Source organism: Kordiimonas aquimaris, assembly GCF_025574485.1.
GTDB lineage: Bacteria > Pseudomonadota > Alphaproteobacteria > Sphingomonadales > Kordiimonadaceae > Kordiimonas > Kordiimonas aquimaris.
The window spans coordinates 940,150-964,640 of the sequence record NZ_JAOBPO010000001.1 but is presented as its reverse complement, the minus strand read 5'-3'; the positions used below and the strand labels follow the sequence as shown (position 1 = coordinate 964,640).

The 24,491-nt window shown below is 46.5% G+C and carries 23 protein-coding genes; 3 read left to right on the top strand and 20 right to left on the bottom strand.

Going from position 1 to position 24,491, the window contains the following annotated elements:
• Positions 1–18: 18 nt before the first annotated feature.
• Genes OEU88_RS04580 through sdhC form a run of 4 tightly spaced genes read right to left on the bottom strand, consistent with a single transcriptional unit; the run spans position 19 to position 3,387 of the window.
• Positions 19–795: a succinate dehydrogenase iron-sulfur subunit gene (locus OEU88_RS04580; RefSeq protein WP_262693930.1), complete on the bottom strand. Its 777-nt coding sequence runs from the start codon at positions 793–795 to the stop codon at positions 19–21.
• Positions 796–812: 17 nt separating this feature from the next.
• Positions 813–2,600, bottom strand: coding sequence for a succinate dehydrogenase flavoprotein subunit (gene sdhA / locus OEU88_RS04575; protein ID WP_262693929.1), 1,788 nt, complete (start codon positions 2,598–2,600; stop codon positions 813–815).
• Between the two features lie 6 nt (positions 2,601–2,606).
• Positions 2,607–2,990: a succinate dehydrogenase, hydrophobic membrane anchor protein gene (sdhD, locus tag OEU88_RS04570; RefSeq protein ID WP_262693928.1), complete on the bottom strand. Its 384-nt coding sequence runs from the start codon at positions 2,988–2,990 to the stop codon at positions 2,607–2,609.
• A 1-nt stretch (position 2,991) separates the two neighbouring features.
• On the bottom strand, positions 2,992–3,387 hold the full coding sequence (gene sdhC, locus OEU88_RS04565; RefSeq protein WP_262693927.1) for a succinate dehydrogenase, cytochrome b556 subunit: 396 nt from the start codon (positions 3,385–3,387) through the stop codon (positions 2,992–2,994).
• Positions 3,388–3,646: 259 nt separating this feature from the next.
• On the opposite strand from sdhC, the gene OEU88_RS04560 reads away from it, so the two are divergent.
• On the top strand, positions 3,647–5,593 hold the full coding sequence (locus OEU88_RS04560) for an alpha/beta hydrolase family protein (protein WP_262693926.1): 1,947 nt from the start codon (positions 3,647–3,649) through the stop codon (positions 5,591–5,593).
• A gap of 123 nt (positions 5,594–5,716) precedes the next feature.
• Entirely contained in the window at positions 5,717–7,702 is a 1,986-nt protein-coding gene (locus tag OEU88_RS04555) for an alpha/beta hydrolase family protein (RefSeq protein ID WP_262693925.1), read from the top strand.
• A gap of 13 nt (positions 7,703–7,715) precedes the next feature.
• Here OEU88_RS04555 and OEU88_RS04550 read toward each other — a convergent pair whose 3' ends face one another.
• The 12 genes from OEU88_RS04550 to OEU88_RS04495 all read right to left on the bottom strand — a co-directional run bounded on the left by OEU88_RS04550 (position 7,716) and on the right by OEU88_RS04495 (position 17,488).
• Positions 7,716–8,576 (bottom strand): HpcH/HpaI aldolase/citrate lyase family protein, encoded by an 861-nt coding sequence (locus tag OEU88_RS04550; protein WP_262693924.1) that lies wholly within the window; start codon positions 8,574–8,576, stop codon positions 7,716–7,718.
• A gap of 122 nt (positions 8,577–8,698) precedes the next feature.
• A complete protein-coding gene (locus tag OEU88_RS04545) occupies positions 8,699–9,721 on the bottom strand; it encodes an aspartate-semialdehyde dehydrogenase (protein ID WP_262693923.1) in 1,023 nt (340 codons plus the stop codon).
• 95 nt (positions 9,722–9,816) lie between these two features.
• Positions 9,817–10,905 (bottom strand): 3-isopropylmalate dehydrogenase, encoded by a 1,089-nt coding sequence (leuB, locus tag OEU88_RS04540; protein WP_262693922.1) that lies wholly within the window; start codon positions 10,903–10,905, stop codon positions 9,817–9,819.
• 31 nt (positions 10,906–10,936) lie between these two features.
• Complete coding sequence (leuD, locus tag OEU88_RS04535) at positions 10,937–11,539, bottom strand: 3-isopropylmalate dehydratase small subunit (protein WP_262693921.1); 603 nt, start codon at positions 11,537–11,539, stop codon at positions 10,937–10,939.
• A gap of 5 nt (positions 11,540–11,544) precedes the next feature.
• A complete protein-coding gene (gene leuC, locus OEU88_RS04530; protein ID WP_262693920.1) occupies positions 11,545–12,957 on the bottom strand; it encodes a 3-isopropylmalate dehydratase large subunit in 1,413 nt (470 codons plus the stop codon).
• A gap of 148 nt (positions 12,958–13,105) precedes the next feature.
• A complete protein-coding gene (locus tag OEU88_RS04525) occupies positions 13,106–13,654 on the bottom strand; it encodes a GNAT family N-acetyltransferase (RefSeq protein WP_262693919.1) in 549 nt (182 codons plus the stop codon).
• 120 nt (positions 13,655–13,774) lie between these two features.
• Positions 13,775–14,146, bottom strand: coding sequence for a 50S ribosomal protein L19 (rplS, locus tag OEU88_RS04520; RefSeq protein ID WP_262693918.1), 372 nt, complete (start codon positions 14,144–14,146; stop codon positions 13,775–13,777).
• A gap of 4 nt (positions 14,147–14,150) precedes the next feature.
• The gene (trmD, locus tag OEU88_RS04515) at positions 14,151–14,870 is read right to left on the bottom strand and encodes a tRNA (guanosine(37)-N1)-methyltransferase TrmD (RefSeq protein ID WP_262693917.1); all 720 of its coding nucleotides are present in this window, start codon (positions 14,868–14,870) and stop codon (positions 14,151–14,153) included.
• Positions 14,867–15,472, bottom strand: coding sequence for a ribosome maturation factor RimM (gene rimM, locus OEU88_RS04510; protein WP_262693916.1), 606 nt, complete (start codon positions 15,470–15,472; stop codon positions 14,867–14,869). Before rimM ends, trmD begins: the two co-directional genes overlap by 4 nt.
• 70 nt (positions 15,473–15,542) lie before the next feature.
• Complete coding sequence (locus OEU88_RS04505) at positions 15,543–16,037, bottom strand: chloramphenicol phosphotransferase CPT family protein (protein ID WP_262693915.1); 495 nt, start codon at positions 16,035–16,037, stop codon at positions 15,543–15,545.
• A 19-nt stretch (positions 16,038–16,056) separates the two neighbouring features.
• Positions 16,057–16,530, bottom strand: a complete 474-nt coding sequence (locus tag OEU88_RS04500) for a cell wall hydrolase (protein ID WP_262693914.1) — start codon at positions 16,528–16,530, stop codon at positions 16,057–16,059.
• Positions 16,531–16,612: 82 nt separating this feature from the next.
• Positions 16,613–17,488 (bottom strand): sterol desaturase family protein, encoded by an 876-nt coding sequence (locus tag OEU88_RS04495; RefSeq protein ID WP_394805229.1) that lies wholly within the window; start codon positions 17,486–17,488, stop codon positions 16,613–16,615.
• Between the two features lie 221 nt (positions 17,489–17,709).
• On the opposite strand from OEU88_RS04495, the gene OEU88_RS04490 reads away from it, so the two are divergent.
• Entirely contained in the window at positions 17,710–18,501 is a 792-nt protein-coding gene (locus OEU88_RS04490; RefSeq protein ID WP_262693912.1) for a LytTR family DNA-binding domain-containing protein, read from the top strand.
• A gap of 54 nt (positions 18,502–18,555) precedes the next feature.
• Here OEU88_RS04490 and rpsP read toward each other — a convergent pair whose 3' ends face one another.
• From rpsP to OEU88_RS04470, 4 genes are all read right to left on the bottom strand, one after another.
• Positions 18,556–18,984, bottom strand: coding sequence for a 30S ribosomal protein S16 (rpsP, locus tag OEU88_RS17670; protein ID WP_394805209.1), 429 nt, complete (start codon positions 18,982–18,984; stop codon positions 18,556–18,558).
• 102 nt (positions 18,985–19,086) lie between these two features.
• On the bottom strand, positions 19,087–20,472 hold the full coding sequence (gene ffh, locus OEU88_RS04480) for a signal recognition particle protein (RefSeq protein WP_262693911.1): 1,386 nt from the start codon (positions 20,470–20,472) through the stop codon (positions 19,087–19,089).
• 262 nt (positions 20,473–20,734) lie between these two features.
• Positions 20,735–22,654 (bottom strand): ATP-binding protein, encoded by a 1,920-nt coding sequence (locus tag OEU88_RS04475; RefSeq protein ID WP_262693909.1) that lies wholly within the window; start codon positions 22,652–22,654, stop codon positions 20,735–20,737.
• The gene (locus OEU88_RS04470) at positions 22,651–24,423 is read right to left on the bottom strand and encodes an ATP-binding protein (protein ID WP_262693908.1); all 1,773 of its coding nucleotides are present in this window, start codon (positions 24,421–24,423) and stop codon (positions 22,651–22,653) included. Before OEU88_RS04470 ends, OEU88_RS04475 begins: the two co-directional genes overlap by 4 nt.
• Between the last annotated feature and the right edge of the window lie 68 nt (positions 24,424–24,491).

The following is a 24,491-nucleotide window of genomic DNA, read 5'->3' as shown; positions in this document are numbered from 1 at the left end:
ATCAACCCTTAGAGAAAATCAACCCTGACGCTCAACCATCATCTTCTTAATCTCTGCAATTGCCTTGGCCGGGTTAAGGCCTTTCGGGCACGCATTTGCACAGTTCATAATGGTGTGGCAACGATAGAGACGGAACGGATCTTCCAAGTCATCCAACCGTTCACCCGTTGCTTCATCACGGCTATCGATCAACCAACGGTATGATTGCAGCAACACGGCAGGACCCAGATATTTATCATCGTTCCACCAATAACTTGGGCAAGATGTTGAACAACACGCACACAGGATACACTCATATAGACCGTCCAGCTTTTCACGGTCTTCGTGGCTCTGCAGCCGCTCTTTCTCAGGTGTTGGTGACTGTGTCTGCATCCATGGCTTGATCGATGCATACTGCGCGTAAAAGTTGCTAAGATCCGGCACCAAGTCTTTCACGACCTCCTGATGCGGCAGCGGTGTAATAGCAACATCACCTTTGGCGTCTTCAATCGCCGTTGTACAAGCCAACCCGTTTTTGCCGTTGATATTCATGGCACATGAACCACAAACACCTTCGCGGCAAGACCGGCGGAACGTCACTGTGCTGTCCATCTCGTTTTTGATTTTGATCAACGCATCCAAAACCATTGGCCCGCAGTTATCCATATCTACCTCAAAGGTATCCATATGCGGATTTTCACCGTCATCAGGATTCCAACGATATACATGGAATGGACGTACATTGGTGGCACCGTCCGCTTTCACAGTTTTGCCTTTGCCAACCGTTGAGTTCTTGGGAAGTGTAAATTCAGCCATTGTCTTAATTCCTTCCCTTAATACACACGCGCTTTGGGTTTGATATATTCGACTTCTTCACTGAAGGTATAATCATGCACAGGGCGTTCGCCGAGCTTCACGTCTTTACCATCATACCAGCACGCTGTGTGCTTCATCCAGTTTTTGTCGTCCCTATCAGGGTAATCTTCATGCATGTGCGCACCGCGGCTTTCCTTGCGCGCTGCCGCGCTGTGCATCGTCAGCACGGCTTGTCCCATCAGGTTATCCAGCTCAAGGGTTTCAATCAAATCACTGTTCCACACAAGAGAGCGATCCGTTGTTTTAATGTCACCGAGGCCAGCAGAAATTTCGTCAATTTGCTCAACGCCTTCGGCTAGCACTTCTTCTGTTCTGAACACTGCACAGTTATTTTGCATCGTGCGCTGCATTTTCAACCGCAGTTCTGCTGTGGAAATGCTGCCATCTGCATAGCGAGCCTTATCAAGGCGACCAAGCGCCATGTCAGCGTAACCTGCAGGTAATGGTTTCTGCGTTTCACCAGCCTTCACAAGCTCAGGTACACGCTTACCAACCGCACGGCCAAACACCACCAGATCAATCAATGAGTTCGAACCTAAACGGTTTGCACCATGGACAGACACACACGCGGCTTCACCAATCGCGAACAAGCCTGGCACAATATTGTCAGGATTACCCTTGGTCGGGTTGATCACTTCGCCGTGGTAGTTCGTCGGAATACCACCCATATTGTAGTGAACAGTTGGCAAGATCGGGATTGGTTCTTTGGTAACATCCACACCTGCGAAAATTTTTGCGCTTTCGGAAATACCTGGTAGTCGCTCATGCAGCACTGCAGGATCAAGATGATCAAGGTGCAGATACATATGATCCTTCATCGCGCCAACACCGCGACCTTCCCGAATTTCATTGGAGATCGAGCGTGACACCACATCACGGCTCGCCAAATCTTTAGCGGAAGGTGCATAACGCTCCATGAAACGCTCGCCTTCCGAATTGATCAGAATACCACCTTCACCGCGTGCACCTTCTGTGATCAACACACCTGCACCGTAAATACCGGTTGGATGGAACTGAACGAACTCAAGGTCTTGCAGGCTAAGGCCTGCACGCAGCACCATACCGCCGCCATCACCAGTACATGTATGGGCAGATGTGGCCGAGAAATAGGCACGGCCATAACCGCCTGTCGCCATCACGGTCGCTTTCGAGCGGAACGCATGCAGCGAGCCATCTTCCATGTTCATCGCAATCACACCGCGACACTCACCATCTTCCATGATCATATCGATCGCGAAATATTCGATGTAGAAATCACTGTCATACTTGAGCGACTGCTGATAAAGCGCGTGCAACATGGCATGGCCTGTTCGGTCAGCTGCGGCACATGTGCGCTGCGCTGCTGGCCCTTCACCAAATTCCGTGGTCATACCGCCAAAGGCACGTTGGTAAATCTTGCCTTCTTCTGTACGCGAGAAAGGCACACCATAGTGTTCCAGCTCATAAACGGCAGCGGGTGCTTCACGCACCATATATTCGATAGCGTCTTGATCACCAAGCCAGTCTGAGCCTTTAACAGTGTCATACATGTGCCACTGCCAAGTATCCTTGCCCATATTGCCAAGGCTGGCAGCAATACCCCCCTGCGCGGCAACAGTATGGGATCGTGTTGGAAAAACTTTAGTGATACATGCAGTTTTCAAGCCTGCTTCTGCAAGGCCCATAGTAGCACGAAGGCCAGAACCACCTGCGCCGACGACAACGGCGTCATAGGTGTGGAGTGTAATGGGATAGGCGTTCGACATAATAACTTATCCCCCAAACGCGATACGAAGAATTGAAAAAATACTAAGCGCACCAATCAGCACGCAAGCGAAAGTAATCAGGATCATACTGGCAAATTTGGTGCCATGGTCATGGACATAGTCCTCAATGACAACCTGCAAACCAAGGCGCATATGATAAACCAAATTAGCAACGAACAGGATCATAAGTACAGAAACAACAGGTTGTTTAAGCCAGGCAACCCATTCCGCATGGCCTTTACCGGCATTGCCTACAAAAGAAACCACAACGAACAAGATCAATGGAATATTTGCAATAGCTGTTACACGCTGGCTTAACCAGTGATGTGTGCCGTCTTTGGCAGAGCCAAGACCGCGCACTTTAGCGATAGGTGTTTTCATATCTGTCATCTCAAAGCACTCCCATCACTTTATAGGCAGCAAACCAAGTGCCCAGTGTCGCCAGTACGGAGAATATGAAGGTAAATCGCGCAGATGATGTATTGATTTTCAGGTCATACATTCTGCCTGTGTCCATAAAGAGATGGCGAATACCACCTGCCAAATGCTGCATCAGGCAAAAAGTCAGGCCAAATAATACAAGCCGTCCAATCATGGACCCAGCATAGCCTTGCACTGTTGCAAAATATTCGTGACCAGTTGCCATGGCAACAAACCACCATGCCAACAAAATAGTACCAACAGCGAGCGCAACACCTGTTGCACGGTTAATAATAGACGCAGCCATATGCCATCCCCAGCGATAAACCTGAAGATGCGGAGAAAGCGGGCGCTTCGCTTGTGCCATGTATTGTCCCCTGACAGAAATTAATACACCATATGTTTGCCGTTCAGCCCTGCAAACATATGGGCCCAGTTTCTTACTGGATTCGCCAATTTGTTTTAGACCTGTCCTTCCTGCCTTTCAAGCAGAGATGTAACATTTGTACGCTGGGGGCTCGTTTGTGGTTTTCTGAAAAATTTACAACTTTTGGGTGTTGATTTTGCACGTTTCCGGCGTTTATGTTTTCGACAGGGCTAATTATGACATTTCAGGGATACTATTTATGCAAACGCATTACCGTGCTTTCATTAGTGCCGCAGTAATAAACTTTAGTTATATTTTATCGTCGTTTTTGTTACCTGCACATGCGCAACCTTCATATGCTTCACCTGCGGACATCCCGGCTGAAGCATTTGCTGCACTGCCAGGCTTTGTTGATGCGAGGCTTTCACCATCAGGTAAAAAACTTGCCTATTTCGTTGAACTAGACGGAGAAAAAACATTCTTTGTCCAGAACACAAACGGCGACAACCCGATGCAAATGACACCACCAGAGAAAACGAGTTATCTAGATTTCGTTTGGGCCAACGATAACGTTGTACTTCTTCGTGCGATACTCACTCTGAACCGGCATGTTTTCAGAGGAAAAACAACGGAAACACGTATCTTTTCATTGGATTTCGAGAACATGCGCCTTGAATGGCTTGGAAAGCCAGACAAACGCGATTCTGGTGCCCGTACGTCTCAACATGAGAGAATAGTAGACATGTTGCCTGACGACCCTGATCATATACTCGTCCAGCTTGATTTCGAGTTAGACGGAAAGGCTGATGTCTATAGAGTAAATGTCAGAAACGGCCGTCGAAGATCAGCTAAAATTGGGAACGAAGGCATTCAAAACTGGTACGCAGATCAAAACTCTGAGATTAGGCTAGGTTACGGTTATCGAGGCAAAAAATGGACTGTGAAATTCAGACAGCCCGGAGGCAATTGGATTAATCTCAACAAAACTGAGTGGTTCCAAAAAGCCAATATAGAAGGATTTTCTGAGGACCCGAATACACTCTATGTAAGCGGCACCAGTGAATATGGTACTAAAGGGCTGTATAAACTTGATATACCTAGCGGCGAAGTCACAGAGCGCTTATTCGCTCATCCGGAAGTAGATATTGATGAAGTGGCACTACACCCGATAACAGGTCAAGTTGCTGGCGTGGTATACACAAACGATTACACTAGAGTGGAGTATTTTGATAAGGAGTTAAGAAAAGTACAACGCATAATTGATAAGGCGTTACCTGACACAATCAATACCATCATGAATTCAGTCGCTCAAAAAGATTGGTATTTAATTCGCGCAGAAAATGATCGTGACCCTGGTGTTTACTATATATTTGATCGCGCTAAAAAGCAGATTCATTTCATGACAACTGTGCGTCCGCAAATTGACCCAGAAATGATGGCAACTGTTAATAAAGTATCTATCCCCACACGTGATGGCGCAGAGATACCAGCTTATATGGTTTTACCCAAAGGCAAAGACCACAAAAATTTACCTACTATTGTACTGCCACATGGCGGCCCTTGGGCTCGAGACGATGCTTCATGGGATTATGAAGCACAGTTCTATGCCAGTCGAGGTTACCTTGTATTGAAGCCAAATTTTCGCGGGTCCGAAGGCTATGGCTATGCATTCGAAAACGCAGGTAACATGCAATGGGGCGGTTTAATGCAAGATGATGTCACTGACGCAACCAGGTGGCTAATCGATGAAGGCTATGCCGACCCTGATCGTATATGTATTGCAGGCTCGTCATATGGTGGATACGCATCCCTAATGGGCGTGATAAAAGAGCCAGGATTATATAAATGTGCCATATCGGTAAACGGCGTTACTAATTTGGTGAAGCTGAAAGTAGGTGATAAAAACACTATCGGTGGCCGAGTATGGATAACACGTATGGGACTAGAAGGCGCTAGTGACAAAGACGTCTCGCCTTATCACCGTGCCGAAGATATAAGTGCACCGGTTCTTTTAATGTCTGCTGTTGATGATGCTCGCGTTCCTTACAAGATGTCGCGTGACCTACACAAAAAGCTCAAGAAACTCAAAAAGACGAGCCAATATGTGAAAATAACAGAAGGTACACATTACATGGTGACCGCTCAATCACGCTTAACACAGTTAAAAGCATCAGAAGAATTCTTGGCAAAACATATTGGCCGGTAAACCATACGCCCATTGACAGGTGGTGTTAGTTTTCGTCTTTACTAAAGCATATGCTTTAGGTGCATAATTATGACCACAACAGCTTCATTAAAATGGAAACTGTTTCCATAGGGCGACAATTTCATGATCACACATGAGCGACTAACGGTATCTGGAGTACGACTACTAATTATTATTTTGGTAGTCGTAGCCGCACCGCATTCAAGAGCTAACGAAGCAGCGATTACACCTTCTGATATTCCTGTGGAAGCCTTTGCAGCACTACCAAGCTTCAGTAATGCCCGCATCTCACCAAATGGAGAGAAACTGGCTTTTTTCACTGAAAAGAATGGCCGTAGAAATTTGGTTATACAAGAATTAGACGGCGAAAACGCTTTTCAGGTACCGTCGCCTGCCATGGCAAGTTTCAGAACGTTTCGCTGGGCAAACAATAACTATATTCTCATTCAGAGTAGCATGACATTAGAACGGGAAATTTTTGATGGTAAAACATCAGAAACACGCTGGTTCAGCCTAAGTCTTGAAACACAGGAGTTCACCTGGCTCGGAAAACCAAAAGCATCACAGAAAGAATTGGTTTCCCAAAGCGAACGTATTGTCGACATGCTCCCCGACGACCCCGATCATATCTTGCTGGAACTGGATTTAAATCTGGATGGTCTCGCGGAAGTATACCTGACCAACTTAAAAGAAGGGCATCGCCGCCTTAAAAGGCATCCCATTAACGGCATACAAAATTGGTATACGGATAACAATTCCAGGATGCGTCTCGGCAATGGATACTTAAAATCCAGATGGGTCGTAAAATACATGCAGGATGGTGGGTTTTGGAAAGACTTAAAAAAAACAGAGTGGGGTGAAAAATACAATATTGAAGGATTTTCATCCAAGCCCAATACCTTATATGTCCGGGGCCCATCTCAACACGGCACGATGGGCATTTATGAGCTCAATCTGGAAACCGAGGAAATAACAGATACCGTTTTTGTGAATGAAAGTGTTGATATTAATGGAATTTTTGAAAACCCAGAAACAGGCCGCATTGAAGGTATTGTATTCACTAACAATTTCACAAGGGTTCAATACATTAGCGCAAATATGGCGACGATTCAGGCCACAATTGACCGCGCCCTACCAAGAAGTGTGAACACTATATTAAGCCATGTTAAGTCCAAAGACTGGTATACTATCTTGTCCAAGAACGACCGAAACCCAGGCGATTACTACATTTATGACCGACCCAATGGCGAATTGATGCTTTTGGGAAATTCGCGGGAAAAAATTGACCCCGCTTTGATGGCAACTGTTAAGCCAGTAAAAATTCCGGTACGAGATGGCAGCAAAATACCCGGATATATAGTGGTCCCTCAAGGCAAAGAACTCAAGAATTTGCCTACAATCGTAATGCCTCACGGTGGACCATTTGGTGTACGTGATACCGCCGAATGGGATTATGAAGCACAGTTTTATAGCAGCCGTGGCTATTTGGTTTTGAAACCAAACTTTAGAGGCTCCGGAGGATATGGTCCTGCATTTGAACAAGCGGGGCACAATCAATGGGGCGGTTTAATGCAAGATGATGTAACCGACGCAACTAAATGGTTGATCACAGAAGGTTACTCCGACCCAAATCGTATTTGCATTGCAGGCTCATCTTACGGAGGTTACGCTGCCATAATGGGTGTAATCAAAGAACCCGATATATATAGATGTGCTATATCAGTTAACGGTGTAATGAATCTGCCCAAACTCAAAAGCGGTGATCGCAAAAGCGCCATTGGCGGCCGCTCATGGACACAGCGCATGGGCTTGGAAGGCTCGAAAGACGCCGAAGTTTCACCATATCATCGCGCTAAAGATATTAATGTCCCTGTTTTGTTGATGTCATCCGTCGACGATGCACGAGTGCCCTGGGAAATGTCACAGGACATGCATAAGCGCCTGAGAAAACTCAATAAAGATAGTACCTTTGTTAAAATTACAGACGGCACTCACCATATGGTAACAGCTCAATCCAGGCTGACTGCATTAACGGAAGCAGCGCAATTCCTAAATAAACATATCGGGCAAAACCTGGAAGAGACTCGCTCCGGTGATATTACTAACTAGGCCCTGATAAGGGTTATCGCTCTTTAATTGCCTCGGCCATAGCAGTAACACGCCGCGCCTCAACAAGGTGCAACTCCTCAATCATGCGCCCATCCAGCACAGTAACGCCCTTGCCTTCTGCTTTAGCCGCTGTAAACGCCTCTATCATACGCTTTGCCTCATCAATCGCAGCAGCATCAGGCGCGAATATGCGATTAGCAGTGTCAACCTGGGCTGGGTGAATGAGTGTTTTACCATCAAAGCCCATAGCGCATGCCTGTTTGCATTCCGCAGCCAGACCAACATCGTCATTGAAATCGTTATAAACACCATCAAGCACTGTAAGGTTATGCGCACGCCCAGCCAGAAGGGCCATCCCAAGTGCTGTAATGACAGGTTCACGCCCTTTCGTATGCGAGGCGCGTAAATCTTTAACCAGATCATTTGTACCAATAACAAGCGTTGTCAGCCGCGGGTGCCCGCTCGCAATATCTGCTGCATTCAAAAAACCAAGCGGCGTTTCCATCATGACCCAAATCGCGGATGTATTATTTGGTGCATGCCGCGTAATTTCTGCAACAACATGAACGATCGTTTCCGGTGTTTCCACTTTAGGGACGACAATGGCTGATGGATTAGCCTTAGCAATTGCCGCAATGTCCTCCTGCCACCAATCTGTATCCGTGCCATTAATGCGAACAACACGCTCTCGGTGACCATAATCATCTGATGATAACGCAGTAAGCACCAATGAACGCGCATCCGACTTAGCTGAAGGAGCAACAGCATCTTCAAGATCAAAGACAATTGTGTCCGCATCAATTGTCTTTGCTTTTTCATGCGCACGAGCATTGGAGCCCGGCATAAACAAAACGCTTCGTCGCGGAGTAACCATTCCATCATCTCTCAATATTGTATTTACGTATATAGTTTCATCGAAGCAGAGGCCGTAACGCAATAAAAAAGCGGCAACACCTTGTGCAACCGCTTTAGCTTAATTCTTATAACTGCACATACCTAGTCAGCAGATAATAAGCCCTGATTCAGCATAGACTCTGCAATTTGGATCGCATTCAACGCTGCGCCTTTGCGCAAATTATCAGAAACAACCCAGATGTTAAGGCCATTTTTAAGCGTCGCATCTTTGCGAATGCGCGACACATAAGTGGCAAAATCACCGACACAATCGATAGGCGTGATATAACCACCATCTTCGCGTTTATCTACAACAAGACAACCCGGGGCATTGCGCAATGCTTCACGCGCTTCATCTTCACTAATCGGTTTTGCAAACTCAATATTAATTGCTTCAGCATGACCGATGAAAACCGGCACACGTACCGCTGTCGCTGAAACTTTGATGTCCGGGTCCAGCATTTTGTGTGTTTCCGCCATCAGCTTCCACTCTTCTTTGGTGTAGCCATCATCCATGAAGACATCGATATGAGGGATCACATTAAAAGCGATTTGCTTCGAGAAGTTTTCAACTTCAATGTTGTCATTTACAAACACAGCACGTGTCTGGCGAAACAACTCATCCATTGCAGCATTGCCCGCACCAGAAACAGATTGGTAGGTGGACACGACAATACGCTTGATTTTCGCGACATCATGAAGAGGCTTCAAAGCGACAAGCATTTGTGCCGTAGAACAGTTTGGGTTTGCTACGATGTTTTTCTTGGCAAACTTCTTCAGGTCTTCCGCGTTTACTTCAGGTACAACCAACGGTACGTCGGGGTCCATACGGTAAAGAGAGGAGTTATCAATAACGACAGCGCCTGCTGCGGCAGCTTTCGGCGCAAACTCTTTGGAAACGCTGGAACCAGCAGCAAAAAACGCAACATCAATATCTTTGAAGTCAAACGTATCCAGTGCAAGGATCTTCAGTTCCTTATCGCCGAAATCGACGATTTGGCCCATTGAGCGACGCGAAGCGATAGCAATCACTTCCGATGCCGGAAAATCACGCTCTGCAAGGATATTTAACATTTCACGACCGACGTTACCGGTCGCACCAACAACAGCGACACGAAAACCCATTTAATTTCTCCTAGAAGATAGCTTGGGGAGCTTGTTTGCGCCGTCTATAACCAATGGACGCACAAGAGTCAGTTAATATTTTTGTGTGAGCCAGATTAGCTTTTAAGTGCTGTCATAATGGCATCACCCATTTCATGTGTACCCACACGTCTTGTACCTTCGCTCCAGATATCCGGCGTGCGCGCGCCTGTCTCCAAAGTTTTGGCAATTGCCGCTTCAACTTGATCAGCCGCATCGCCCATATCAAGAGAATAACGCAGTGCCATTGCGAAACTGAGAACCGCCGCGATCGGGTTTGCAAGATTTTGGCCCGCAATATCAGGTGCAGATCCGTGAACGGGCTCATACAAACCTGGTCCGCCATTACCCAAAGACGCTGAAGGCAACATGCCAAGCGAACCAGTAAGCATAGCGGCAGCATCCGAAAGCAGATCACCAAAGAGGTTATCCGTTAGAATAACGTCAAACTGCTTCGGGGCTTTAACAAGCTGCATCACGCAGTTGTCTGCAAGAATATGCTCAAGTGCAACATCACTGTATTCAGCAGCATGAAGTTTGGTTACTTCTTCGCGCCACAACAGGCCGCTTTCCATCACGTTAGATTTTTCGGCACTATGAACACGGCCACTGCGTTTGCGCGCCATATCAAAAGCAACACGGGAAATTCGGATAATTTCTACATCAGTATATCGCTGTGTATTGATCCCTACACGACCGCCTCCCGGCAAATCCTCGATACCACGTGGCTCGCCAAAATAAACACCGCCTGCCAGCTCACGCACAAAAAGAATATCCAAGCCAGCGACAAGTTCATGTTTCAGGCTGGACGCATCCGCAAGTGCATCAAAGCACATAGCAGGGCGCAGGTTCGCGAACAAATCAAGCTCTTTTCGCAGACGCAGAAGGCCAGCCTCAGGACGTTTGGCATACTCAACTTTACCATCCCACTGCGGGCCGCCAACAGCGCCCATAAGAATAGCATCTGACGCGCGTGCGATACTCAGCGTGTTATCAGTCAAGGGCTCGCCGTGTTCCTCATATGAACAGCCCCCAATCAGGCCTTCGGTTACATTGAAAGATACGTCGAAAGCATATTCTACCCAGTTCATTACGCGGCGTACTTCACGCATGATTTCCGGGCCGATACCGTCGCCCGGCAAAATTGTAATCTTATGAGATGTCATATTATTGGTGCCTTTGGGGAGTTTCCAGGCCTCAGCGATACAGCCAAGGTGTCATCATTTTCTGTTTCGCTTCAAACGAGGTGATTGCTTTTTTTGCCGTTAATGTTTGTCCAATTTCATCAAGACCCTGCATCAACATATCCTTGTGCGTTGGGTTAAAGTCAAACCGGTACAAAGCATTTTCACAAGTGACTGTTTGTTCTTCAAGGTCAACGGTAATTTGATGCCCAGCTTCGGCCGCAACAACCAAAGCATCAACATCGCCTTGTGATAAAGTGACAGTGAGAATGCCATTTTTAATACAATTTCCAGCAAAAATATCGGCAAAACTAGGCGCTATAATACAGCGGTATCCAAGCTCGTTAATTGCCCACGGCGCATGCTCCCTGCTGGAACCACAGCCAAAATTATCGCCTGCAATCAGGATATTCGCACCACTATAGCGCTTGCTGTCAAAAACATTGCCTTCAACACGGCTTCCATCCGCGTTATAGCGCACGCTTTCAAAGGCATGTTCACCGAAGCCTGTACGCTTTATCGATTTCAAGTGCTGCGCTGGGATGATGATATCCGTATCTACATTCGCGCGTGGAAACGGTGTAGCAATTGATGTAATTTTGGTAAATTTTTCCATTCTCGCTACCCTTCACCCTGAAAATCGCGCACATCGACAAAATGGCCCGCAATACCTGCCGCAGCTGCCATTGCCGGGCTGACCAAATGCGTGCGCGCGCCTGGCCCTTGACGGCTAACAAAATTACGGTTGCTGGTTGATGCAACATGCTCACCTGCGCCTGCTTTGTCAGGGTTCATGGCAAGACACATGGAACACCCAGGCTCGCGCCACTCAAAACCAGCATCAATGAAGATTTGATCAAGGCCTTCTTCTTCTGCTTGTGCCTTCACCAGACCAGAACCCGGTACAACAAGTGCCTCAATGACGTTTGCTGCTTTCTTTCGGCCCTTAACAATTGCTGCCGCTTCGCGCATATCTTCAATACGGCTATTGGTACAGGAGCCAATAAATACGCGGTCAACATTAATATCCGTGATCGCCTGCCCCGCAGAAAGGCCCATATAGCTGAGCGCCTTCTCTGCTCCTTCTTGTTTGGATGGCTCATCAAATGTTTCAGGTGCCGGTACCTTGCCTGTTACTGGCACAACATCTTCCGGGCTTGTTCCCCATGTAACTTGCGGCACAATATCATCGCCCGATAGGAAAATCTCTTTGTCAAATAGCGCGTCGTCATCGCTGCTGAGTGAGCGCCAATGAGCAACAGCAGCGCTCCACTGTCCCGCTTTCGGCGCGTATGGTCTTCCCCTAAGGTAATCAAACGTCTTTTCGTCTGGTGCCACAAGGCCGGCACGTGCACCAGCCTCAATTGACATGTTACAAAGCGTCATACGGCCTTCCATAGACAAAGCTTCAATAACGGAACCCGCATATTCAATAATATGGCCTGTACCACCCGCTGTACCAACACGGCCAATGATTGCAAGGGCTACATCTTTTGCAGAACAGCCAATCGGCAAAACACCGTTAACGGTAACACGCATGTTTTTGGCTTTTTTCAACAACAACGTTTGTGTGGCAAGCACATGCTCCACCTCACTTGTACCAATACCGAAAGCAAGCGCACCGAATGCGCCGTGTGTGGACGTATGACTATCGCCGCAAACCATCGTAATACCTGGCTGAGTGAAGCCCTGCTCAGGTCCTATAACATGTACAATTCCTTGGCGTACATCATCGATTGGGATGTAATCCAGGCCGTAAGCTAATGCATTTGCTTCTAGCGCTTCCAGTTGCGCAATAGACATTGGATCCGGGTTTTTCAGGTAACGGTTTTTGGTGGGCACGTTATGATCAGGTACAGCAATAATAGAGTCGCGCCTGTGAATATCGCGCCCTGCAGCCTTCAAGCCATCAAACGCTTGCGGGCTTGTAACTTCATGCACCAGATGTCGGTCAATATAAATAAGCGCAACATCTTCACCACGATTCTCAACCAGATGATGTTTCCAGATTTTATCGTACATGGTTTGCGGCATGGTATTAGTCTCAAAATACAAAAAGGGAGTGAGATAAACTCTCAACACCGTCCTTATCTAGCTGATCAGGTTTACGCAATATATTAAAAGCAAAAAGTGTCAATTTGAAATATTATTACGCAAAATATAAGGCGTGTTGAGCAATTTGCTAAATAGGCTTTCGCATCTTTATTAGCGGCACTTTAACACCGTTCGAAGCAAGCGCATCTTCCTTTGTCACTGTTTCATAGCCACAACTTCGGTATAATGGTTCACCTGCCAGTGTCGCCATCAATTCACAGCTTGAAAACCCATGCTCTGCTGCTTTCGCCTCACAAAGGTCCATGATCAAACCACCAATACCGCGGCGAACATGACCTGGGTGCGTATACATTGCCCGAATACGCGCGGCATCACGGACTGGGTCTAAAAGAGTTCCGTCTCTACCTTTGGTACTGTTGTTTCCATAAAGCGTTGCGCGATTAGACCAACCGCCGCACCCAACAATATTGTCGCCTTCAAGTATCAGATAATACATACCGTCTTTGATAAGCTGTGTATCCAGACCCATGACTTCATGAGAAGCTTCCACCTGATCAGCGCTCAGGAAATCATTCATAAGCTCGGAAATGGCGGCTTCCATTACGGCAGTCACCGCAGGGATATCATCCATTTCAGCTTTGCGATAAGAAAAGTGAGATGTGTCTCTTCTGCTCATTGCATTCTCCTACAATGAACATATAGCAATAAAAAAAGAGACAGGAAATTATCCTGCCTCTTTTTATTCTCGCTCATTCCGGAACGCTTGTTTAAATAAGCACCGTATGGCTGCGGACGATTACTTACGTCCGAAATCTTTCTTTTCAGCGATACGTGCTGATTTACCAGTACGACCACGAAGGTAGTATAGCTTCGCACGACGTACTTTACCGCGGCGTACAACAGTGATGCTTTCAACAACAGGACCATAAAGCGGGAACACACGCTCCACACCTTCACCGTATGAAAGTTTGCGTACTGTAAAGTTTGAGCTGATACCTTTGTTGGCGCGTGCGATACACACACCTTCAAATGCCTGAATCCGCTCACGCTCGCCTTCGCGAATTTTAACTGCAATGCGTAGTGTATCACCCGCAGCAAATTCTGGAATTTCTTTACCTTCTGTGAGCTTCGCGATTTGCTCTTGCTCAAGCTTTTGAATTGTATTCATCGTATTAGACCTTTTCTTTCTTGTCCCGCACATAGGACGACCACATGTCTGGCCGGCGTATCCGGGTTATCTCTTCTGCTTTTGTCTGTCGCCATTCAGCGACTTTACCATGATGGCCGCTCGTCAAAACGTCCGGTATCTCTCGTCCTTCCCAAACCTGTGGTCTGGTATAGTGCGGGTATTCAAGAAGCCCGCTTTCAAAACTTTCCTCAACCAGTGTTTCGGCTGCACCCATAATACCGGGCAAAAGCCGCACAACTGCATCGAGCATAACAAGCGCTGCTGGCTCACCGCCAGACAACACAAAATCACCGATGCTTATCTCCTCAACATCGCGGGCCTCAAGAACGCGTTCATCAACACCTTCGAAGCGTCCGCACAAGAGCGTCACACCACCTGCCTGTTGCCACCTTTTCGCCTCGGCTTGATCGAATTTTCGACCGCGCGGCGACATATAAACAACTGGCCATTTAGGGTCTGCGCCTGCTTTCGCAGCATCAATCGCTTTACCCAAAATATCGGCTCGCATTACCATCCCCGGGCCACCGCCTGCGGGGGTATCGTCCACCGAGCGGTGCTTATCGCTCGAAAAATCTCGAATGTCCAGTGTTTTTAGTGCCCATTTTCCTGCCTCTAACCCGCGCCCAGCAAGCGATGCACCAAGTGGGCCCGGGAACATTTCCGGGAACAGGGTTAAAATTTGTGCTGTGAACAATGGATTCACGAGCTACCGCCTTGATCCATCTGGCTTTCTGCCTGTTTTCCGGTTTGTGTTTCCTGCCAATCAGTGAAAGCAACAGTAAGGAAGCCGCCCTTTATATCTACGGTCGGAACTAACAGCTTACGGAAAGGTATTAGAGCAAAACGTCCCAGTCCTTTTACCGGTTCATCGAGAATCAGTTCGATCAAGTCTTCAGCGCCGAAATTTTCGACAGCTTCAACTACTCCAATTCTAGTGCCGTGCTCATCACGCGCTTCAAGGCCGATCAAGTCTGTGAGATAATACTCATCATCAGCAGCCTGAGGCAGGAAATCGCGGCGGATATAAAGCTGTTTGCCAGAAAATGCAGCAGCGGCCTCAGGCGTGTCGAAACCATCAATATGAACAATGAAGCCATCTTTATTCTTGGCTTTCTTGGACAATAAAATAGCCTTGCCATCCGCACCTAATCGTAGGTCCTTAAATTTAAAAATAGATACTGGGTTTTCTGTGAACGACTTCAGGCGTACATCACCTTTGACGCCGTGCGGCGCAGCAAGAGCCCCAACGCAGATCCAGTCTCCGTCAACGCCCGCTTTATCATATGTGTTTACAGCTTTAGCCATCGATGAACCTTTCTAAATTCATTCGCGGCATATCTATGACCCTACGAATATTGAGTCAACGCTATTGATTCTAAGCCGTTTTGACGAAATCAATTAGAAACTGTGCAGAATCAACCACTGATTTGCCAGATGTATTAATCGTCAAATCATAACATACACCTTCATGAACCGTTTCTAATTGAGACTCTGCCAGCCCAATTTTTCTATCACCGCGTTTCTTTTCTCTTTGCTTCAAGACCCTAAGGTCACATTCGACCTTCACCGTAACCTTCTTAATGCCATCAAGCGCTTGATTCATCTCAAACTGAGTTTCTTCTCCAGAATAGATTGTATCAACAATCACATTATGACCTGTTTCAACCAATGCTCTGACGCACTGAGCCATAGCAGGTTTTAATTTAGGAAAACTAACTGAGCTAGCTGGCACCATTGGAGGTGTCATATTCCAAAACATATCTAAGGAACAACGTAAGTAGTTCTCTGAAAGCTGTCGCTGCAACTCCAGTGCAAGGGTCGTCTTTCCAGAACTGGAAACACCATTTAAAACAATAACTCTACTAGTCATGCTGACTGATCAACCATACTTAATTTTCAACAGATACATTTTTGTAGAATACATGACTACCAATAACCATAGTTACTTCTGCATCCGAAAGATAAGTTGGTGGTTCAATTTTATCATGATGAAAATAAGTCGCGCCGTCGGTAATATCCCACAATAACCCCAGTTGGGCGAATGTGGCTAATCTCACAGCATGCCTAAACTCAGGATCGGTTTCTTCAACGGCCTCAAGCTTATTTTTATTGGGATCATCTGTGTTATAGGCTGAAAATTGAAATGGTTGCCGCGCTACACTCGCCAAACTATTTGGGAAGCGTGGATCGCGTTTGCGGTTGGCCATTACGTTCAGCACGGCCTGCATTCCCCCGTCAGGCTCACCACGCGCTTCCCCCCATGCAACACGCGCCGCCCATTCGATATTATGCTGCCAGTATAACCACGTCCCGATTAACGCCGCCAACAACAAGCCGATAGCGATAAGCTTAATTTTAGTCATGAGGCGCAAACTTCTCATAAGCTTTATGTGGTATTGCACCCGTAAAATTAAACCCCGCCGTTTTGCACTAACCTTTTGATAATCATTTGCATGTTGGTTCCCAGTCCGGCGGCATAACAAGGGCTTTCATTTTATTTGTGAACCCCGGCGTACGCGCAATGCGCTTGGCGAGCCATATAAAACCACAGAAGAAAACCTTAAACGGGTTTACACTCATTATTTGCTCTGTCAGGCCATAAACGACCTTCTCCTTTTCTTCTTCGAAGGTGCCGAACATTCTGTCCCATATGATCAACATACCACCGTAATTCTTATCTAAATACTGAGGATTGGAGCCATGATGAACTCGGTGATGTGCTGGCGTATTGAACACGGCTTCAATAGGGCGCGAGAGTTTACCGATGGTTTCTGTATGCAAAAAGGTTTGGTATAATAAAACAAAGGCTTCACCAAACAATACAACTGCGGGGTGAAAGCCGAGCACGACCATCGGCAGAAAGAAAGCGATCGGAAACAAGCTATCAATGGGGCCAAAACGGTAAGCGACAGAAATATTGAAATATGGAGAACTGTGGTGCACCGCATGAGTTGACCAACCAAGACTATTTCTATGTTCGAAGCGATGCTCCCAATAATAAATAAAGTCTGCAAAAATGATACCTGCAACAATGGTCCAACCATTGATTGGAAGCTGTGTAATGCTCCAGTATTCAAACATGTAAAACTGGAGGCCAATGCCAACACCAAAAATCGCAAACGCTATGATTATGAAACCGACCTGCGTAAGAAAGTTGGAAACAGTATCGCCAATCATATTCCATGAAAGCATCTTTTTGACAGCTAGCCTGAGTAGCTCAAACCCCAGAAAAGCAAACGAGACGATATAGAACCAGTCTCCAAGCTCAACTTCCCACGCATAAAGCTGTGTTTCATCAATCAGGGTATTCATAAATTCCATCATGCCTATCTCCAATAATCTGGCAATGTACATACAACAATTGAAGCCGACATGCCTTGGCAAAGGACTGATATACAAGGCGCTTTACGCAAATGGTCCGATGATGTTCGTCAGTCGTCTAACATCATCGTCATCTGTCATCCATTCAGGTTGACTGTTTACTTCGCAGCAAGCGTGACTAAATATGAAAGAAGACTTCCATCTAATGCGGAGATGAAATAGTGGTGCTGAAATTGCTGGTAGATTTCTGGAGCACACAAGACGGCAAAGGCCGAGCACACAAATGTGGATTGTTGCTGCTAACAGCAACAATCCTTGCCTTCCTTTTACCTTATGACAGCAACGGCGAGTTGGATTTTGTGCTCGGCGCAGGAGAATGGCTTGGTCATGCACTAATACTGATGGCATCAAGCGGAATAACCGCAAGATGGTTATTCCCGCGCTTGACAAATACTAACACGCTTATCGCTATGACACTCTATTCCGCGATAAATGCAGTTCCTGTTTTGCTGCTCAGTATCGTTTTTGACTATATACTTGTTTCTTACAACACACCTTTAAGCTACGGCGCAGATATTTATCTATGGTGGATAGCGGAAAGTTTTGTACTGACGCTGCTTGTTATCGGCAGCATCAGTATTGTCGCGATTAAATTTGAATTTTCAGAGTATGAGACAAAAGCCACAACAAGCCCTCAGCCAGGGCAAAAGTTTTTGAATCGGCTGTCGCCTGAGATGGGTGCCGACCTTATATGCCTTGAAATGGAAGATCATTATCTCAGAGTCCACACAGCTAAGGGAAGCATACTAGTACATATGAGAATGACGGATGCAGTGAATGAACTGGAAAACTTTCCCGGCTTTCAAGTGCATCGCTCATGGTGGATTTCTGCTGATGCAATTGAAACCATAAGCAAGCAAAACCGGGATTACAAAGCACAGCTTAAGAACGGTATGATGATACCTATTTCCCGTAGCCGCGTGGACACCTTAAAAGAAAAAGGCTTCTTATAAGAAAAGCGCGCTGGAACACCAACGCGCTTCAATTGTTCGTAAAAGCGGAATTGCTTATTCAGCAGCGGCTTCTTCTGCTGGCCCTTCTTCTGCAGCAGGCTCTTCCGCTGGTGCAGCAGCAGCTTCTGCAGCCGCAGCAGCTAAAGCTTCAGCTTTTTCTTTTTTCTCTTCGATACGCTCTAGCGCTTTCGTACCAGGCTTCGCTTTATTTGGATTATCGCGCTTCTTGGCGTCAAGAACACCAGCAGCTTCCAAAAAACGAGAAACACGGTCAGAAGGCTGCGCGCCTTTAGCCATCCATTCTTTGATACGATCAACATCAAGCTTCACGCGACCTTCATCACCTTTAGGAAGCATTGGGTTGTAAATGCCTACTTTTTCAATAAAGCGGCCGTCACGGCGCCTGCGGCTGTCAGCAACAACAACACGGTAGTAAGGACGTTTCTTTGCGCCACCACGGGCCAAACGAATTGATAGTGCCATTTTAGTTTCCTTTCAGATCCTGCCATCATCGGCATGGATATTCTCAAGTTGGTTCAGATTTCTCAGGACCTAGTTCCTGAAGAAATTCGGTTAAAGCATTCTCTATGAAAGCAATTTGTCAAAACCCGGCGGCAATCCGCCTGGCATACCGCCCATTCCTGGCATGGTTGGCATGCGCCCACCTTTGCCCATCTTGGACATTTTTTTCATCATTTTTGCCATCTGCATATGCATCTTCAGCAACTTATTAACTTCAGGAACAGAAGTTCCTGAACCTGCAGCAATACGTTTTTTGCGCGATGCGTTAATTACTTGCGGTTTGATACGTTCAAGTTTCGTCATGGATGAGATGATCGCCTCCTGACGTTTGAAAACTTTATCATCAACGCCGGACTGGTTCATTGCGCTCTTCATCTTGCCCATACCAGGCAACATACCAAGTACGCCTTTCAGGCCACCCATTTTGGACATTTGCTGCAACTGAGACCTTAAATCATTAAGATCAAACTGACCTTTGGCCATCTTCTTGGCCATCTTTTCAGCGTCAGCCTGTTCGATGGTTTCAGCCGCTTTTTCGACAAGGCTGACAACATCGCCCATGCCAAGAATACGGCTTGCAACACGCTCAGGATGGAAATCCTCCAGCGCGTCCATTTTTTCGCCAGTACCGGCAAGCTTTATCGGTTTGCCCGTGACAGCACGCATGGAAAGAGCTGCACCGCCGCGACCATCACCGTCCATCCGCGTAAGCGCAACACCTGTGATGCCGACCTGAACGTCAAACTCTTTTGCAACGTTAACCGCATCTTGTCCGGTCAGGCTATCAGCAACCAGCAAAGTTTCTGTTGGTTGCGATATGTCTCTGACAGCAACAACCTCAGCCATCAGGCTTTGATCAACATGCAAACGGCCAGCGGTATCGAGAATAAGAACATCAAAACCCTGAAGCTTAGACGCCTCAATAGCACGTCGTGCGATATCCGTTGGCATTTGGCCTGCAATGATAGGCAGCGTTTTTACGCCGACTTGCTCGCCAAGAATTTTTAGTTGCTCTTGTGCAGCTGGGCGGCGCACATCAAGCGAAGCCATCATGACCTTTTTGTTTTCTTTTTCGGTAAGACGCTTGGCAATTTTAGCGCTGGTAGTTGTTTTACCAGACCCCTGCAGACCCACCATCAGATAAACAACCGGCGGCACACCTACTGTGTTCAGCGCTGTTGCGCCGTCACCCAGCATGGCGACCATCTCATCATTGACAATCTTAACAACCTGCTGACCTGGCGTTACTGATTTCAGAACGTCGTGACCAATAGCTTTCTTTTTAACCGCAGCAACGAAGTCTTTTACAACAGGCAGTGCAACATCAGCTTCCAGTAAAGCAACACGCACTTCGCGCAATGCTTCTGTTACATCTGATTCTTTCAGCGCACCACGGCGCTTCAAGCCATCAAATATACCGCCTAGACGATCTGATAAATTGTCAAACATGCGTGCAACGTTCCTCAGTCATAAGCATCAACAAACCGATAAAATCATGACAAACAAAGAGTTTTGGCACCAGTGGGCGAAACTCGCTGACTGGTGTGCACCTTTGCTCTGGTCAAATGGTGCTTGCTATGTTTTCAATTTCCTACCGGAATTTGCGTGCTTAGTACTGAAAGCACGTTGGTATGTCAAGCTAAACTGCGGGATTGACGTCCTTTAGCGTTTTCAAAAATAGTATCTAAAAAGGAAGCATGTAATAAACTGATCAGAAATGAACTTTAGCCGTGATCACTTTATCCACTTCTTGCTTTAATTTTTTAGCGTCTACCGGCTTCCCAATAACAGTCAGCATACCAGCCTCTATATAAGTTTGTGTATCTTCTTCACTCGTATTAGCTGTCAACGCAACAATCGGCGTATTGGCGCGAAACGGTGGCATTTTCTTGATGATCTTGGTCGCGGTCACCCCATCCATTTCAGGCATGCGAATATCCATCAAGATTAAATCGTAAGGCAAATTCTCTTCAACACACCGGACCGCAGCCTCCCCGTTTTCAGCGATATCAAGCGACCAATTAAATTTACCAGCCAGCTTCTTCACAAGCATTTGGTTAATACGATTGTCCTCTGCCAAAAGAATACGAACGCTATCATTTTCACTTGTTTTGCTTTGATGATCATCAACAATTCTATTGTCGACCAATTGTTCAGGTTTCTGCACATCAGTTAAAATAGCTGGTCGCGAAACCAAACCAAGATCAATATCCTCAATATCGTGAGCCACAGGAAGTGTTACAGCAAAGGTAAATTCAGACCCCTGACCCGCAACACTATCTACAACGATATTACCATTCATATGCTTCGCGATACTCTGGCATATGGAAAGGCCAAGTCCGGCACCTTCAGCTTGGCGAGTCGCGGAATTATCCAGTTGTTCAAATCGGGCAAACAAGCGCCCCCAGTCTTCTGCATCAAAACCCACACCTGTATCACGCACCATAACAGAAACGGTTTTGTAATTATTCAGGTTCCCGCTCGCCCCCTTTGTCTCGGATGTAGCAGGTAATGACTTGATAGAAACAGTGATAGCGCCCTGTTCCGTGAACTTAATAGCATTATCAAGCAAGTTCAGCAGGATTTGACCAATTCTAACAGGGTCGCCAATTAAAGGAGTGTCAACGGCATCTAGTCCAATGACATTTAGCATAAGCCCTTTGGCTTCCGCCTGCGGCCGGAGTAAATCAGCCACATGCCTTGTTACTATTTGCAGTGAGAACGGCAGTGCCTTTAATTCGAATGTACCTGCGTCAATTTTCGCCAAATCCAGCAGATCATTAATCACCACTAGCAACGTACGTGCACTAAACTTTGCTGCCGTTACTGCTTCTTCCTGTTGTTTTGTCAGACCTGTGTCATCAAGAAGGTCAAGCATACCCAGAACACCTGTGAGCGGCGTCCTCAGTTCGTGCGTAGTATTGGCAAGAAAAGCATCCTTGGCTTTGTTAGCCTGCTCAGCGCTTGCCGCGGCAATTTGTGCCTGCTCGGTTTCTTTTTGCATCTGCTTGGAAACCATAACGAGCTGCGATGTTTTATGTCGATTGGCAACGAGCAAACGTTGTGCGCTGTGCGTCGTGCGGTAGCGTAAAACGAAACATAGAACACCAAGCGCACCTGCTGCGAGATACATGAAAGCAAAATGCGCTGTATAGGGACCAGGCATGGATAAGAGAACGCCAATATAAAGCGCACTGCTAATCACGAAAAACAACGTGAAGACACGCCGCGACAAGGTAAGAAAACCAAAAGCAAACAGAATTAAAATTCCGTTGGTTAGCTGCAATTGGTCCTCAGTTAAGAAGATATGCGTGTAAACGGCGGCAATCGCAATTAGCCCAACTGGAATAAATGCGGCATGCGTTTGACTATGCCGTAAAAGGTGAGCCCTGATTAGAAAATACACCAAGCTACTAGATAACGCCGTTAACGTAGACACAAACATTACAGCTGCACGGATGTCTTCAGCTATGAAGAAATAATGTGATACGGTAATGAAGGAATAATAAGCTATCACTACCAATAGAATTTTCGATAACTGCTGGCTATAGATGCGATCAATAGAGCGCTTCACGCGCAATGCTGCATCTTCCTTAACTTGTCCTTCCATGTATTTTTTTGATGCGCTCATGAGGGCATATGCTGACTAATTGTTTGATAGAACAATTCAAGCTTAATGGGTTTAGCGATAACATCGTTCATACCACTGTCCATATATCGTTCAACATCTTCACTTAAGCAGTTGGCTGTTAATGCTAGGATCGGCGTTTTCTGATTGCACCCACTGCGTTTTCTAATTTCTTCAGCTGCAACATCACCAGACATTTTCGGCATCTGGATATCCATCAAAATTAGATCAAACGGCGTTTTAAGCGCAGCGTCCAATGCAGCTTCACCATCATTTACAAATGTAGTCTTCCAAGACGCTTTTTCCACAAGTTTACCTATCAACATTTGGTTAACCGGGTTGTCTTCAGCAATCAAGACATGCATAGGCTTCGTTGATTTCTGACTTGGGGCTTCCTCCGAAACATGCCTTACGCTCATCATGGCCACAGCATCAGCAGGCGCACGTTTTAAAACAAGATCAACCCAAAAAACAGACCCTTTACCGAGTGTACTTTCCGCCTGTACGCGCCCTCCCATTAACTGGGCAAGTTCCTGAGAAATGGCAAGCCCCAAGCCTGTACCTGCATGACCACGTGTCGCAGAACTATCGATCTGTTCAAATCGATCAAACAACCGAGCCATATCATCTGGCGCAATACCAACCCCTGTGTCTTCAACCTGAAAACGGACAGTTATAGCATCATCAGCCAAGTCCAACAGGATCAGCGACAGAACCACCTCACCTTTTGAGGTAAACTTGACCGCGTTACCTGTTAAGTTGAACAAAATCTGCCGTAAACGAGCCTGATCACCAATAACAAAGGGTATATCCTCCAGCGGCAGCTTTAAAGCGAGTCCGATACTTTTCTTCGCGGCAGCAACACTCATCATTTCAGACACTTCTGACGCAAGTAACCCCAGCTCAAATGGTGTATCTTTCAGTTTCAGCTTACCTGCATTCAGCTTTGATAAATCAAGGATATCATCAATAACCACACGTAGCGTTTCCGCGCTGGATTTTGCCGTCATAAGGTGATGTTTGTCTATTGGCCGCAAAGGGGCATCTTCCAGCAAATCTACCATACCCATAAGTCCAGTTAACGGTGTTCGCAACTCATGGCTCATATTGGCAACAAATTCATCTTTTGCCCGAGCCAGCTGTTCCATCTTTTGTGCACGCTCCTGATTCACAAGCGTCAACCGAATTTGTTCAAGAACTGAATTATGCCGCACAGCAAACCCGGCATAAGAAATCATGGACGCACCAACACCCAGAACAATCAGTGGTCCACTTTGATTACCCAGTAACGAGTATGCAGCCCCAAAATAAAACAGACTTGCGAAAGGTACCAGCAACCAGAAAATCCAAGGCAGTAAAGAAACAATGCCAAACGCCACAATCAGCAATAAACCCCGCAACATCATATTGACATCGTCATAAATGATAACGTGACAATGCACGTTGATAACCATTGCGATAGAGATGGGGATGGGCGTCAGGTATATATTGTCAGCGTTGATAATACCTTTTTTTTCCATGAAAAAGGTTGTAGCAAGCAATCCCAAAACCGCTAGGTTCGCAGTGTTAAGTATCCAAGAAAGTTCAGGATGCGGATATAGGAAATCTTTAACTGTTACCAACACATAGTATGCTGCTGTCAAAGCGAGCAAGATTGAAAATTGACGGTAATAAAGTTCGCCAACAACAGCGCGAATTTTCGCAGCAGATATGCTGTCTCGCATATCCTGCTCTGGTGTTTCCGCGTTCATTTGCTCTTCACTAGTACTCATCGTTAACGACCACACCTGCGACCTTAGCTCTCGAGACTAATACGCACCCACCCCCATTTAGAATGTTT